The sequence below is a fragment of the Massilia sp. FBCC-B171 genome (assembly GCF_059134155.1).
This window is the reverse complement of the sequence record NZ_CP101443.1, coordinates 1,906,558-1,919,187: the sequence shown is the minus strand read 5'-3', so window position 1 is coordinate 1,919,187 and position 12,630 is coordinate 1,906,558. Positions and strand designations below refer to the sequence as shown.

At 66.5% G+C, this 12,630-nt stretch carries 11 protein-coding genes; 5 read left to right on the top strand and 6 right to left on the bottom strand.

Features of this window, described 5'->3' with window-relative positions; translation table 11 throughout:
* Positions 1-14: 14 nt before the first annotated feature.
* The 6 genes from NMB41_RS08740 to NMB41_RS08715 form a co-directional block, all read right to left on the bottom strand.
* Entirely contained in the window at positions 15-1,379 is a 1,365-nt protein-coding gene (locus tag NMB41_RS08740) for an efflux RND transporter periplasmic adaptor subunit (protein WP_494382074.1), read from the bottom strand.
* A 287-nt stretch (positions 1,380-1,666) separates the two neighbouring features.
* Complete coding sequence (gene sppA / locus NMB41_RS08735) at positions 1,667-3,523, bottom strand: signal peptide peptidase SppA (protein WP_494382073.1); 1,857 nt, start codon at positions 3,521-3,523, stop codon at positions 1,667-1,669.
* A 25-nt stretch (positions 3,524-3,548) separates the two neighbouring features.
* Positions 3,549-5,033, bottom strand: coding sequence for a sodium:solute symporter (locus NMB41_RS08730; protein ID WP_494382072.1), 1,485 nt, complete (start codon positions 5,031-5,033; stop codon positions 3,549-3,551).
* Positions 5,034-5,137: 104 nt separating this feature from the next.
* The gene (locus tag NMB41_RS08725; RefSeq protein ID WP_494382071.1) at positions 5,138-5,569 is read right to left on the bottom strand and encodes a hypothetical protein; all 432 of its coding nucleotides are present in this window, start codon (positions 5,567-5,569) and stop codon (positions 5,138-5,140) included.
* A 105-nt stretch (positions 5,570-5,674) separates the two neighbouring features.
* A complete protein-coding gene (locus NMB41_RS08720) occupies positions 5,675-7,177 on the bottom strand; it encodes an NYN domain-containing protein (RefSeq protein WP_494382070.1) in 1,503 nt (500 codons plus the stop codon).
* Between the two features lie 108 nt (positions 7,178-7,285).
* Positions 7,286-7,705, bottom strand: a complete 420-nt coding sequence (locus tag NMB41_RS08715) for a DUF1810 domain-containing protein (protein WP_494382069.1) — start codon at positions 7,703-7,705, stop codon at positions 7,286-7,288.
* A 63-nt stretch (positions 7,706-7,768) separates the two neighbouring features.
* Here NMB41_RS08715 and NMB41_RS08710 point away from each other — a divergent pair, with 63 nt between their 5' ends.
* The 5 genes from NMB41_RS08710 to NMB41_RS08690 all read left to right on the top strand — a co-directional run bounded on the left by NMB41_RS08710 (position 7,769) and on the right by NMB41_RS08690 (position 12,554).
* Positions 7,769-7,984: a DUF3820 family protein gene (locus tag NMB41_RS08710; RefSeq protein WP_494382068.1), complete on the top strand. Its 216-nt coding sequence runs from the start codon at positions 7,769-7,771 to the stop codon at positions 7,982-7,984.
* Positions 7,985-8,075: 91 nt separating this feature from the next.
* Positions 8,076-8,468, top strand: coding sequence for a response regulator transcription factor (locus NMB41_RS08705; RefSeq protein WP_494382067.1), 393 nt, complete (start codon positions 8,076-8,078; stop codon positions 8,466-8,468).
* 25 nt (positions 8,469-8,493) lie between these two features.
* Entirely contained in the window at positions 8,494-9,546 is a 1,053-nt protein-coding gene (locus NMB41_RS08700; protein WP_494382066.1) for a HEAT repeat domain-containing protein, read from the top strand.
* Between the two features lie 39 nt (positions 9,547-9,585).
* A complete protein-coding gene (locus tag NMB41_RS08695) occupies positions 9,586-11,013 on the top strand; it encodes a glycosyltransferase family 2 protein (protein WP_494382065.1) in 1,428 nt (475 codons plus the stop codon).
* On the top strand, positions 11,010-12,554 hold the full coding sequence (locus NMB41_RS08690; protein ID WP_494382064.1) for a hypothetical protein: 1,545 nt from the start codon (positions 11,010-11,012) through the stop codon (positions 12,552-12,554). The genes NMB41_RS08695 and NMB41_RS08690 overlap by 4 nt, the downstream gene beginning before the upstream one ends.
* The last annotated feature ends 76 nt before the right edge of the window (positions 12,555-12,630 follow it).

The following is a 12,630-nucleotide window of genomic DNA, read 5'->3' as shown; positions in this document are numbered from 1 at the left end:
CCCGACAAGGGCCATCATTGCGCCGCTCCCTCGCGCTGCTGGCGGCGTGGACGTTCGCCCTGCGCACCTTGCGCACCCTGGCGGCCGCCGGCGCCGCCTGCGGCCGGACGATCGCCCGGCAAGGTCACCTTGGCGCCATCCTTCAGGCGGTCGGCGCCTTCCGTAATCACCTGCTCGCCCGCCTTCAGGCCGGTGGCCACCTGCACCTTGTCGCCGGTGGCCTGCCCGCGCGTCACCGTGCGCAGCGCAACCGTCTTTTCCTTTGGATTGAGCACGTACACGAAGTCGCCGTTCGCGCCATGGCGCAGCGCGTTCACCGGCACCACGACGGCATCCTCGATCGTGCGCACCTGCAGGCGCAGGTTCACAAACTGGCTCGGGAACAGTTTGTTGTCCGTATTCTCGAAACGCGCCTTGGCGCGCACGGTGCCGGTCTGCACGTCGACCTGGTTGTCGAGCGCCTTGAAGCGGCCGGTGGCGAGCGCGGTGCTGCGGGTGCGGTCGAGCGCGGTCGCGGCCAGCGTCGCGTTCTGGGCGATGCGGCCCTGCAGTTCCGGCACCTGGTCTTGCGGCACCGCGAATTCGACGTCGATCGGCGAGAACTGGGTGATCACGGCAATGCCGGCGGCATCGCTGCTGCCGACCAGGTTGCCGATGTCGACCGTGCGCAAGCCGACGCGGCCCGCGATCGGGGCTTTCACCTGGGTGTAGCTGAGGTTCAGGCGCGCGAGGTTCTCGGCCGCGGTGTCGGTCTTGACGGTCGCCTCGAGCTGCTTGACCAGGGCGGCCTGGGTGTCGACTTCCTGGCGCGCGATCGAGTCCTGTTCGAGCAGGGTGCGGTAGCGCGACAGCGTCAGGCGCGCGCTTTCCAGCTGGGCTTCGTCGCGCTGGCGCTGGCCGGTGGCCTGCAGCAGCGCGATCTCGGACGAGCGCGGGTCGATCGTGGCCAGCACCTGGCCGGCGCGTACCAGCTGGCCTTCGGTGAAGTTGATCTTCTGGAGGACGCCCGACACTTGCGGCCGCACGGTGGCGATGGCCGCCGGGGTCACCGTGCCCAGCGCTTCGAGCGTGACCGGGATGTCGACCTGTTCGGCCGTCGCGACCCCGACCGTGGTGGCCGGCGCGCCGCGCCGCCCGCCGCCCCCGCCGCCGCCCCCGCCGCCAGGCCCGCCACCGGCACCCGCGCCGCCACGCGCCCCCGCGCCGGCAGCGCCGGGCCCGGCCGCTCCGGCGCCTTGCGGCGTGCGGTGGGTCAGGTGCCAGGCCAGGGCGGCCAGCGCCACCATGGCCAGTACGGCGACGATGGAGCCGATCAGCTTGCCGCGCTTCTTGTTGCGGGTCGGGGTCGGGGTTTTGTTCGGGGAAACGGTGGAGTCCATGCTCGTCCTTGATGTTCTTCGTGCTTGCTGACAAATTCACAAGTAATTTGCTCGGAATGTAGCACGGCACGCCGCAAGGATATGTTTCGTAACGTACATAGCGCTGAGGTGAATTTCAGCGCAGGAAGCAAGATGAAGCCTGGTCTTTACACCCCTTTACACCATAGGTAGACGTAGCGCGCGGATGCATGAAAAAACGGGCGCCGGAGTGATCCGGCGCCCGTTCGGGGTCCTGCGGGATTTGTAACAACCGATACAAACCCGCTACACGCCTTTACGCGCGATGCTCAAGGCAATTCGCACAGGCAATGCGTCACGGCCGCAAACGGCTTCTTGCCGTCGGCCAGCTCCGACAGGAAACCCAGGTCTTTCACCACGCCGGCCACGGCACCGGCCGGCAAGGCGTCCGGCAGCACGCCGAGCTTGACCTGGATATTCACGGCCTGGCTGGCAGACACGCCCAGCATCGACAGGAAGCGCTCCAGGCTCGAGCCCGGACGCTCGACATAGGCCACGCGGAAGTCGTCACCCAGCTTGGCGCGCTTGGCGGCCGAGCGCAGCGCGTCGCCATAGCTGCCGAGCGTGTCGACCAGGCCGCGTTCCTTGGCCTGCACGCCGGTCCAGACCCGGCCCTGGCCGACTTCGTCGATCTTCGCCGGGGTCGTCTTGCGCGCGGCGGCGGCGCGGGTGGTGAACTCCCGGTAGACGTTGTTGATGCTGGCCTGGATCAGCTGGCCGAAGCGCGGATCGAGCGGGCGCAGCGGGTTGTAGGCGTCGGCCAGCCAGGTGGTGGTGACGCCGGCGGTGCGCACGCCCAGCTTGTCGGCCACCTTGTCAGCCGTCGGCAGGATCGCGAACACGCCGATCGACCCGGTGACGGTGGCCGGGTCGGCGATGACTTCGTCGGCCGCCATGGCGATCCAGTAGCCGCCGGAGGCGGCGACATTGCCCATCGAGACCACGACCGGCTTGCCGGCCGCGCGCGTCAGTTCCAGTTCGCGCCGGATCAGCTCCGAGCCGTAGGCGCTGCCGCCGGGCGAATCGACGCGCAGCACGACTGCCTTGACGTCGTCGTCTTCGCGCGCGCGGCGGATCATGTTGGCGGTCGAAACGCCGCCGACGACGCCCGGGCCGCCCTGCCCTTCGGTGATTTCGCCAGAGGCGACGATCACGCCGACCGCGTCGCCGAAGTTCTTCTGCGGGTGGCGCGCGAGGTAGTCGCCGAAGGAGACCTGGCGGAAGCTCTTGATCGATTCTTCGTACTCGCCGCGCTTGATCATCATGGCGCGCACTTCATCGCGCGTCTTGATGCCGTCGACCAGCTTTTCGCGCAGCGCCACCTGGGCCGCATTGCCTCCCGCCGCTTCCATCAGCTGCGGCAGTTGCTCGACGCCGCGTGCGATGGCGCCCTTGGACAGCTTGCGGTTCTTCTCGACTTGCGCCGTATAGCCTTCCCACAGCGCGCCGTAGAGGAAGGTATCGGCTTCGGTCGCCGCCTGCGAGGGGCCGTTGCTGATGTAAGGCTCGGCGAAGCTTTTATAGGTGCCGACCTTCATCAGGTTGACCGTCACGCCCAGCTTGTCGAGCGCGTCGCGGTAGTAATTGCGGTGCCGGCCGAAGCCTTCGATCAGGACCATGCCCATCGGGTGCACATAGACTTCGCTGGCGTGCGAAGCGAGCAGGTAGCGCTTCTGGTCGAAGCTGCCGCCCCAGGCGATGACGGGCTTGCCGGCCGCCTTGACGCGGTCGATCGCCGCGCCGACCTCGTGCAGCATGGCCAGGCCGCCGACGTCGAACTCGTCGAGCATCAGGTAGACGCTGCCGATGTTCTTGTCCTTGGCGGCGGCGTCGAGCACCACCAGCAGGTCGCGCAGCTCGATCATGCGGCGCGTCTCGCCGCCTACGTTCGAGAGCAAGGCATCGCGCAGGTCGCCGCTGTGCTCTTCGACCAGGTCGCCGCGCAATTCCAGCACGAGCGAGGTTTTGTTGCCGAGCGGCTTGACGCCGCCGCTGAACATCGCCACCAGCAAGGCGATCACGATGGCCAGGAACAGCATGTTGAGCACGAAGCGGCGGGTGGCATCCAGGCCACGCCAGAACATGCCGAATCCGCGGCGCAGGGAAGTCAAGGGCTTGAAGGACATCGGAACTCCACTTTATTAAAGAAGGTCAGGCCGAAGGTAGGTCAGCAATCAGCGCGTGTTTGTCTGCCGCCTCTTTGTGCGAAATCGCAAACAGGCCGGTGTATACGAGTATGCCATTGACCATCAACAGTTCAAGACCAAAGCGATAGCTCCCAAGCAAATATTGCTGATTGAACTCAAGAATTGCACAAAGAATCGGCGCGCCGATCGTCACGAACGGCACCAGATGGTCGGTCAGCGTGCGCCGCGTCAGCATGCCGAAGGCGAACAGGCCCAGCAGCGGCCCGTAGGTATACGCGGCCAGCTTTAGGATCACCACGATCATGCTCGGCTCGTCGATCCATTTGAAGCCCAGCACCAGCACCAGGAACAGCGCGGCAAAACCCAAGTGGACGTGGCGGCGCAGGCGCTCCTGCCCTGCCTGGTCGAGATCGGGGCGGCGCTTGATGCCGAGGATGTCGATGCAGAAGGTGGAGGTCAGCGCCGTGATCGCCCCGTCGGCGCTCGGGAACAGGGCCGAGACGAGCGCGATCAGGAAGATGATCTGCACCGCCGCCGGCAAATGGCCCATGACGACTGCCGGGAAGATCTTGTCGCCGCTGGCCGTGAGCCCCGCCAGCGGCGCGTACAGGTAGAGCAGCCCGCCCAGGAACAGGAAGGACGAGAGCACGACCACCAGCACGACCGTGAGGCTGAGCAGGTTCTTTTGCGAGTCGGCCAGGGTTTTCACCGAGATCGTCTTCTGCATCATTTCCTGGTCCATGCCGGTCATGGTCAGCACGATGAAGATGCCGGCGATGAACTGCTTCCAGAAGAAGTTGGGGCTGTCGAAATCCCAGGTAAAGATCCGTGCCAGGCCTTGCGACTGCATCTGGTTCAGGCTTTCGAACACCGACATGTCCAGTGCATCGAGCAGGAACCAGACGCAGGCGAACAGGCCGAACAGCATGCAACTCGTCTGCAGGGTATCGGTCCAGACGATGGTTTTCACGCCGCCCTGGTAGGTGTACATCAGGATCATGGCCAGGATCACGAGGGTCGTGGCCCAGAACGGGATGCCGAGGCTATCGAGAATGATGGCCTGCAGGATGTTCACCACCAGGTAAAGTCGCGCGGTCGAACCGAGCAGGCGCGAAACGATGAAGAAGCCGGCCCCGCTCTGGTAGGCGCGGCGCCCCAGGCGCACGTCGAGGTAATGGTAGATCGAGGTCAGTTTCAGGCGGTAGTACAGGGGCAGCAGGATGTAGGCCACCGCGATATAGCCGAACACATAGCCGATCAGGATCTGGCCATAGCCGAAGGCATCCTTGCCGACGGCGCCGGGCACGCTGATGAAGGTTGCGCCGGACAAGGTCGTGCCGACCATGCCGAAGGCGACCAGCATCCAGTTGCTGCTCTTGTTACCGATGAAGAAGCTGTCGTTGTTGGCGTTGCGGGAGGTGACCCAGGCGACGCCCAGCAGGAGCGCGAAATAGCCGATGAGGATGCAGAAAAGAAGAACCGGGGACATGTATTTCCGTGGGGTGTTGATGTTTCGCCAGCAATATACACCCGTACGGGAAGCGCAGCCATGTCGGTTGCGAATGTCGCTGGCGGACGCCCCTTACGAAACCATCACGCCTCCTCGCCCTCCACCCGCTCGAACGGCCCGATACACGCCTCCATCGTCTCGTCGCTGCACATCAGGAACAGCTCCCCCGACGGGTGGAAACGCAGGAAATTGGTGGCCTTGGTGCCGACCTTCATGATCTCGCCCGAGCAGTCCTTCTTGCCGTTGTCCTTCACGATGCGGTCCTCGAGTTTATAAAACCCTTTTGCGTTGGGCACGTCGGGAATCTGGAATTCGCTTTCGGAGACTTCTTCCTTGCTGGTGACGAGGGTGGTGCCGTCGCCGCGGAAGCGGTAGGTTTCGACGCAGCGCAGTTCGGGCAGCGCCAGGCGCCAGATGCCGAGGATGGGATGGTCTGCCTTGGGCGAGGGGGGAGCCGCCTGGGCAAGTGGTGTGAGGAGGGCAATGGACAGCAGCATTCCGGCAAGCGCACGCATGAGAGTTCCTTTCACCACAAATATGTGATCAATCGGTTAGACCACCAGACCTGGGGCGGGTTGCGTCCCAGGCCGGCTTCATGCGGCAAACGCTCGCTTGCGTGCTTAACTATTGTCCGGCGTCGCCTTCGGCTTGGCTGGACGGCGGCTGCGCGGCGCCGCTGGCTTGCTGGCGGCATTGCGTGGCGCCTTGCCGGCCGATTTCGATGCCGGACGGCTTGAGGCGCCACGGCCGGATCCCGAGCGGGAAGCCCCGCCCGCGCCCGGTGCGACGTTGCCGTTCACGTCTCCAGGCAAGACGTCCTCGTCCTCTTCGTCGTCGAACGCGACCGCGGCGACGGGCGCTGCGATCTCGGCCACCGGCACCGGGGCCGGCGTTGCATCAACCTGCGGCAACTCGGCTGCGGCTTCCACCGGCACGCCTTTCTTCGCAGCCGCCTTGCGCGGGGCGCGGCGGCGTTCCTTCTTGGCGGCCGGGGCTTCTTCCTCGACCACCGGTTCGGCCTCTGGCACCGCTTCCTGCGCCGCAATCGGTTCCGGCCAGGCTTCGGCGACCTCGGCCACCGTCGGCTCGTCCACCTGGGCCACCTCGTCCGGCGTCACCGCCACGAACGGGGTTTCGCCACGGGTGTTCTTGCGGCCACGCCCGCCGCGGGTGCGTCCCTTGCCCTTGCTCTCTTCCTTCGCTTCGACCGGCAGCGCCGCGTCCTCGAGCTGGACGCCCTCGAGCGCCGGCTCGGCCAGGTTCGCGCCCTCGCCCTGCTGGGCCGCGTTGGCGCCACTGCTGCGGAAGACATAGGTGCCCGACTTTTCGTCGCGGCCGAATTCGAACATGCCGCGCGCCTGCGCTTCTTCGAGCAGGTTGCCGAAGGTACGGAAGCCGTAATACACCTCGGAGAACTCAGGACGGCGGCGTTTCAGGGTGTCCTTCAGCAGCGAAGCCCAGATCTTGCCGGTGTCGCCGCGTTCGGACACGAGCGCATCGAAGGTCTCGGCGACCATCTCGAGCGCCTGCGTCTTGCGCGCTTCGAGTTCTTCCTTGCGGCGGTCGTCGCTCGGGCGCTTGTTGTTCTGCGGGGTGGCCTTGCGTGCTTCTTGCACTTCCTTGCGTTTGGCGGCGGCGCGGCTAACTTCGCGTACCAGGTCGTCGTAGAAGATGAATTCGTCGCAGTTCGCCACCAGGAGGTCGGAGGTCGACTGCTTCACGCCCACGCCGATCACCTGCTTGGCGTTTTCGCGCAGCTTCGAGACCAATGGGGAAAAGTCGGAGTCGCCGCTGATGATGACGAAGGTGTTGACGTGCGACTTGGTGTAGCACAGGTCGAGGGCATCGACGACGAGGCGGATGTCGGCCGAATTCTTGCCCGACTGGCGCACGTGCGGGATCTCGATCAGCTCGAAATTCGCTTCGTGCATGGTCGACTTGAAGCCCTTGTAGCGGTCCCAGTCGCAATACGCCTTCTTGACGACGATGCTGCCCTTGAGCAGGAGGCGTTCGAGCACCGGCTTGATGTCGAATTTTTCGTAGTTCGCGTCGCGTACGCCCAGTGCGACGTTTTCGAAGTCGCAGAACACGGCCATGCTGATGTTATCGGAGGATGAAGCCATAGATTTTTATTTTCTGATAAGAGAGGACAGACACCCCGCGGATTATACGCACAACATCGGTTTTGCCCGCGCGTGGCGCAGCGTCCGGCAAGCGGCCGAATGAGAAGCTTACAAACGCGCCAGGGTCTCCGGGTCGGGACGGCCGTCGAAGAACTGGTCGAGGCAGGTCTGGAATACGGCCTCGTCGGGCGCGATGTCGTTAAACAGCGTCATCGAGGAATGGAATTTGAGGTCGTCGGGGCTGTCGAAGATTACCCTTGCCTCCATGTCCCGGTGCAGGGCGACCAGGCGCGCGCATTCGCGCAGGCGCGGCCCGAGCACGGGATGGGCGAGATAGGCGGCTGCCTCGTCGCTGGAACGAATCGCATAGCGGCGCGCCATCTCGCTTGTGCCCAGGCCTGCGATCTGCGGAAAGACGAACCACATCCAGTGCGTGCGCTTTTTGCCCGTACGCAGCTCGGCGAGGACCTCGGAATACACGGGGTCCTGGGCGTTGACGAAGCGGTCGAGGTCGAATTCGTCGTTCATGGCTGTTCTCCCATTGGTTATTCATGCTACCTCTTTCACTGACTTTGCTAAAGTAGCGCCACGATGAAACCCGAACACCTGCTCCTGCTGCTGACACGCGACATGCCCTACGGGAAGTACGAAGGGCGCAAAATCGCCGACCTGCCCGGCCATTATCTCGGCTGGATGGCGCGCGAAGGCTTTCCGCGCGGCGAACTGGGCGAGTTGCTGGCCCTGATGTACGAACTCGATCACAACGACCTGCGCGGCCTGCTCGATCCCCTGCGCCGCGGCCGCTGACGCGTACCGTTGCCGGGCGGCAACGCAGCAGCAGCGCCGCGCCTGCCCTTTGGCTATAATCGCCTCACACTCCCACCGTCATCCACAGCGCATGCAAGCAGATCCGGCCGCGGCCCCTACCGTCCTCGTCGTCGAGGACGACGAACACATTTCGCAAGTCCTGCGCTTCATGCTGGAACGGCAGGGTTACCAGGTCGTGCACATGGCCGACGGACGCGCCGCCTCGCAGCACATAACGGCCTCGGCGCCGCCGGCGCTGGTCCTGCTCGACGTGATGCTGCCCTATGTCGACGGCTTCGAGATCGTCCAGCTGATCCGATCCCAGGCAGCCTGGCGCGAGGTGCCGGTGCTGATGCTGACGGCCAAGAACACCGAACGCGACACCGTGCGCGCGCTCGACGCCGGCGCCAGCGACTTCGTCATCAAACCGTTCCAGCCGCAGGAACTGCTGGCACGGGTGCGCCGCTTCCTGCGCCCGGTGTGACCGGGGCGCCGCGCGCCAGATTACATTGACCCCGGCCACCAACCCCGACGCCTTCATCTCCGCTGCGCTCTGGACCGGCTTCTGTGCGCTCGTGCTGACCCTGCTTCTGGCCGTGCAGATCATCGCCATGCGCATGCTGCTGCGGCGGCGCCAGCGCAGCGATGCGCGCGCCCTGGAACGCTGGCGCCCGCTGCTCAACGCCGCCGTCGTCGGCGACATGCCGGCCACCCTGCCGCCCCTCGGCCGCGCCGAGCGCCTGCCTTTCCTGCGCCTGTGGGCGCACCTGCAGGGTTCCCTGCGCGGCGAAGCGAACGAGGCGCTCAACGACGTCGCGCGCCGCCTCGGGCTCGATGCCTATGCGCGCGGCCTGCTCGGACGCGGCAGCCGTCCGGCGCGCCTGCTCGCTGCCCTGGTGCTGGGCCACCTGCACGACCGCAATGCCTGGGACGACCTGCTGCGCATGGCCGAACAGCCCGACAACACGGTCTCGCTGACGGCCCTGTGGGCGCTGGTGCGGATCGACCCGCAAGCCGCGGCCGACTACATGGTGCCGCTGTTTATCGCGCGCGAGGAATGGGCGCTGTCGCTGGCCGCCGGCATCCTGCAGCAGGCCGTCGAGCCGGCCGCCGCCGCGCTGGCGCGCGAACTGCCGCGCCTGGGCGAGGACAAGCTGCCGCGCGCGCTGCGCATTGCCGAGGCGCTGCACGTGACGCTGCCGGCCGGCGTATTGAAAGCGGCCTTGACCAGCGCCTCGATGCCGGTCGTGATCGCCGGCCTGCGCGGCGTGCGCACGCCCGAGACCCTGGCCGAGGTGCGCATGCTCTTGGGGCACGAGGACTGGCAGGTGCGGGTGCAGGCGGCGCGCGCCCTCGGCCGCGTTGGCGAACGGGGCGACGCCGAGCGCCTGGTGACCCTGCTTGGCGACCGCGAGTGGTGGGTGCGCTACCGCGCCGCCGAGGCGCTGCTGGAACTGCCGGCCCTGTCGCGCGCCGACCTGGAAGCCCTGCGCGCCGGCCTGAGCGACCGCTTCGCCGCCGACATGCTGTCGCAGGCGATGGCCGAAAGCGCGGCAGTATGAATAGCGCTCATGATCTTTGCCCAACCATGAATGGCGTGCATGCATACCGATAATCTCCTCGTCGCCTTCATCACCTGGTTCGTGCTCTGCTTTTTCGTGGCGCTCAATGGCGGCTACCTGCTGCTGAACCTGTTTTCGTTGCGCGCCCTGCACCGGCGCGGGCAGGAGCAGTTCCTGGGCGACCTGCCGCGCGCCTACTCGGGCCTCGAGCCGCCGGTCAGCATCCTGGTGCCGGCGTATAACGAAGAAGCGACGATCGCCGCTTCGATCCGCTCGATGCTGCAGCTGAGCTATGCCGAATTCGAGATCGTGGTGATCAACGACGGCTCGAAGGACGCGACGCTGGACGTATTGAAACGCGAATTCGCGCTGCTGCCCTTCCCCGAAGCCTACCGCCGCACGATTGCGACGAAAGAGGTGCGCCAGATCTACCGCTCGACGCGCTACCCGAACGTGCGCGTGATCGACAAGGTCAACGGCGGCAAGGCCGATTCGCTCAACGCCGGCATCAACGCCTCGCGCTATCCGCTGTTTTGCGGGGTCGACGCCGACTCCATCCTGCAGCGCGACAGCCTGGCGAAAGTCACCGAGCCCTTCTTGCGCGACCCGACCATGGTCGCCACCGGCGGCACCGTGCGCGTGGCCAACGGCTGCGAGATCTCGGGCGGCTTCCTCACCAAGGTCGGCCTGCCGAGAAGTCCCCTGGCCCTGTTCCAGGTCGTCGAATACCTGCGCGCCTTCCTGTTCGGGCGCCTCGGCTGGTCGGCGCTGAACGGCATGCTGATCATCTCCGGCGCCTTCGGCATCTTCCGCAAGGACGCCGTCGTGCTGGCCGGCGGCTACCGCCCCGACACCATCGGCGAAGACATGGAGCTCGTCGTGCGCATGCACCGCACCCTGCGCGCGAAGGGCCAGCCCTACCGCATCGAATTCGTGCCCGACCCGGTCTGCTGGACCGAAGCCCCGGAAGATCTCGCCACCCTGAAAAACCAGCGCGTGCGCTGGCAGCGGGGCCTGGCCGAAAGCCTGAACGCGAACTGGGGCCTGATGTTCTCGCGTAACGGCGGCGTGGCCGGCTGGGTCGCCTTCCCCTTCATGCTCTTCTTCGAGTGGCTGGGACCGGTCATTGAGCTGGGCGGTTACATCTTCATGGTGTTTGCATTTCTGACCGGCGCGATTTCCTGGGAGGCCTTCGGCGCCTTCCTCTTCGTCGCACTTGGCCTCGGCATCCTGCTGTCGGCCTCGGGCCTGCTGCTGGAAGAGATGTCCTTCCACCTTTACCCACGCGGCAAGCAGCTCCTGATGCTGGGGCTGATCGTGATCCTCGAGAACTTCGGCTACCGCCAGTTGAACACCTACTGGCGCCTGGTGGGCCTGTGGCGCTGGCTGCGCCAGAAGGAATCGACCTGGGGAACGATGAAACGCAAGGGCATCGGCGAAGAAGGCGTGCCGCCGCGGTCGCCATGAAGCGCCTGCTCCCGACCCTGCTGCTTGCGATGTCGACTTGCGTACACGCCGGCCCCTTCGGGATCGATGCCGCTCTTGTGGAAAGCCAGTACCTGCTGCGCCCGGGCGACAAGCCCGCGCGCACGATCCTGTTGTACGGGCCGGTCGGCACGACTCCCTTCACACCGTCCAGTCACGAGCTGCCGCAACCGGACAAGCCCGGCGCCACGCCGCCGCCCGGCTTGACACCGCTGCGATCGAACCTGCTGCCTGGCGCCCGCGTGCGCGCCTTCGGCGTCGAGGAACGGGTGCGTGTTACGCAAGCGGACGGCAAGCTGCAGCTGGCCTGCAGCGCCGGAAGTCGTGCGGCCGGCGTGCTGATCGACGGTCCCTGGCGGCTGCCGCTAGCCGAGCTGCGCCTGGCGGCGCGCTACAGCGCCAGCGCAGCGTTCGCGCTGCAAGCGGGCGACGCCGCCTCTGCGGCGCGCGAGACGGCGCATGACCTTGGCACCCTGCTCCCTGCCGAGAGCCGGGCCGCGCTGGCGCTGCCGGCGGGACTGGAGCGCGCCACCTGGCGCCAGTTCGTGATCCTGTGCCCGGCGCAGGCCGCAACGCTCACGCTCGAGCATCTGGCGCTGGAACCGGTTCCAGGCAAGGCGCAGCCGCGCGCCGCCTGGATCTGGGAGCGCACGTCCTGGCGCGATGAAGGCGAGGCGCTGCTGGCCTGGGCAAAGCAGGAGAAGCTGAAGGAGCTGTTCATTGTCGTGCCGCTCATAGGCGCGAAGGTGCGCGACCCGGCGAAGCTGGCCGCCTTCGTGCACCGTGCCGGGCGCGCCGGGATCGCCGTCACGCCGGTCGAAGGCGACCCGCACATGGTGCTGCCCTCGCAGCGCGCCGCCACCGTCGCGCGCGTGCGCGCCTACGCCGCCTACAACCGCGCTGCCCAGCCGAGCGAAAAGCTGCGCGCGCTGCAGTTCGACGTCGAACCCTATCTGCTCGCCGACGCCGTGCTCGACGCGCAAGAGCGCGACCGCGAATACCTGGCGATGGCGCGCGCCCTGCATGCCGCCGCCGAGGGCATGCCGCTCGAGTTCGTGGTCCCCTTCTGGTGGGACGGCAAGCGGGAATTGCTCGACCAGCTGGCGCAGGTGTCGGACGGCCTGGCGGTGATGGATTACCGTACCGATGTGGACCAGATTGTCCGCTTCGCCATCCCCTTCCTCGACTGGGGCACGCGGCACAACAAGCGGGTGCGCATCGCGCTCGAGGCGGGCCGTGTGGCGCCCGAGCTGCAGCGGCGCTACGTCAAGGCCGAGCCCGGCGAAGCGGGCACGCTGCTGCTGGCGCAGGCGGGCGACGCACAAACGCTGGTACTGCTGCGCCGGCCAGTGCAGCAAGCCGCCGGCACGCTGTACCGCCTGTCCGGCGAGCGGACCCTGGATGGCGGCGCCACCAGCTTTCACGGCAAGCGAGACGCGCTGCGCACCCTGCTGCCCCTGCTTGAGCGTGATTTCTCGGCCTGGCCGGGCTTTGGCGGGATCGCCCTGCACGGCTGGCGCTAGCATGCGACTTTTTCCTCCTGACGCTGTCTAAACAGAGTCCGGCGTGGCTGCCCCTGGCGGCCCGCTGTCGATGAGC

Coding starts and splice junctions, on each gene's coding strand:
- NMB41_RS08740 (WP_494382074.1), bottom strand. CDS start 1,379: ATGGACTCCACCGTTTCCCCGAACAAAACCCCGACCCCGACCCGCAAC.
- sppA (WP_494382073.1), bottom strand. CDS start 3,523: ATGTCCTTCAAGCCCTTGACTTCCCTGCGCCGCGGATTCGGCATGTTC.
- NMB41_RS08730 (WP_494382072.1), bottom strand. CDS start 5,033: ATGTCCCCGGTTCTTCTTTTCTGCATCCTCATCGGCTATTTCGCGCTC.
- NMB41_RS08725 (WP_494382071.1), bottom strand. CDS start 5,569: ATGCGTGCGCTTGCCGGAATGCTGCTGTCCATTGCCCTCCTCACACCA.
- NMB41_RS08720 (WP_494382070.1), bottom strand. CDS start 7,177: ATGGCTTCATCCTCCGATAACATCAGCATGGCCGTGTTCTGCGACTTC.
- NMB41_RS08715 (WP_494382069.1), bottom strand. CDS start 7,705: ATGAACGACGAATTCGACCTCGACCGCTTCGTCAACGCCCAGGACCCC.
- NMB41_RS08710 (WP_494382068.1), top strand. CDS start 7,769: ATGAAACCCGAACACCTGCTCCTGCTGCTGACACGCGACATGCCCTAC.
- NMB41_RS08705 (WP_494382067.1), top strand. CDS start 8,076: ATGCAAGCAGATCCGGCCGCGGCCCCTACCGTCCTCGTCGTCGAGGAC.
- NMB41_RS08695 (WP_494382065.1), top strand. CDS start 9,586: ATGCATACCGATAATCTCCTCGTCGCCTTCATCACCTGGTTCGTGCTC.
- NMB41_RS08690 (WP_494382064.1), top strand. CDS start 11,010: ATGAAGCGCCTGCTCCCGACCCTGCTGCTTGCGATGTCGACTTGCGTA.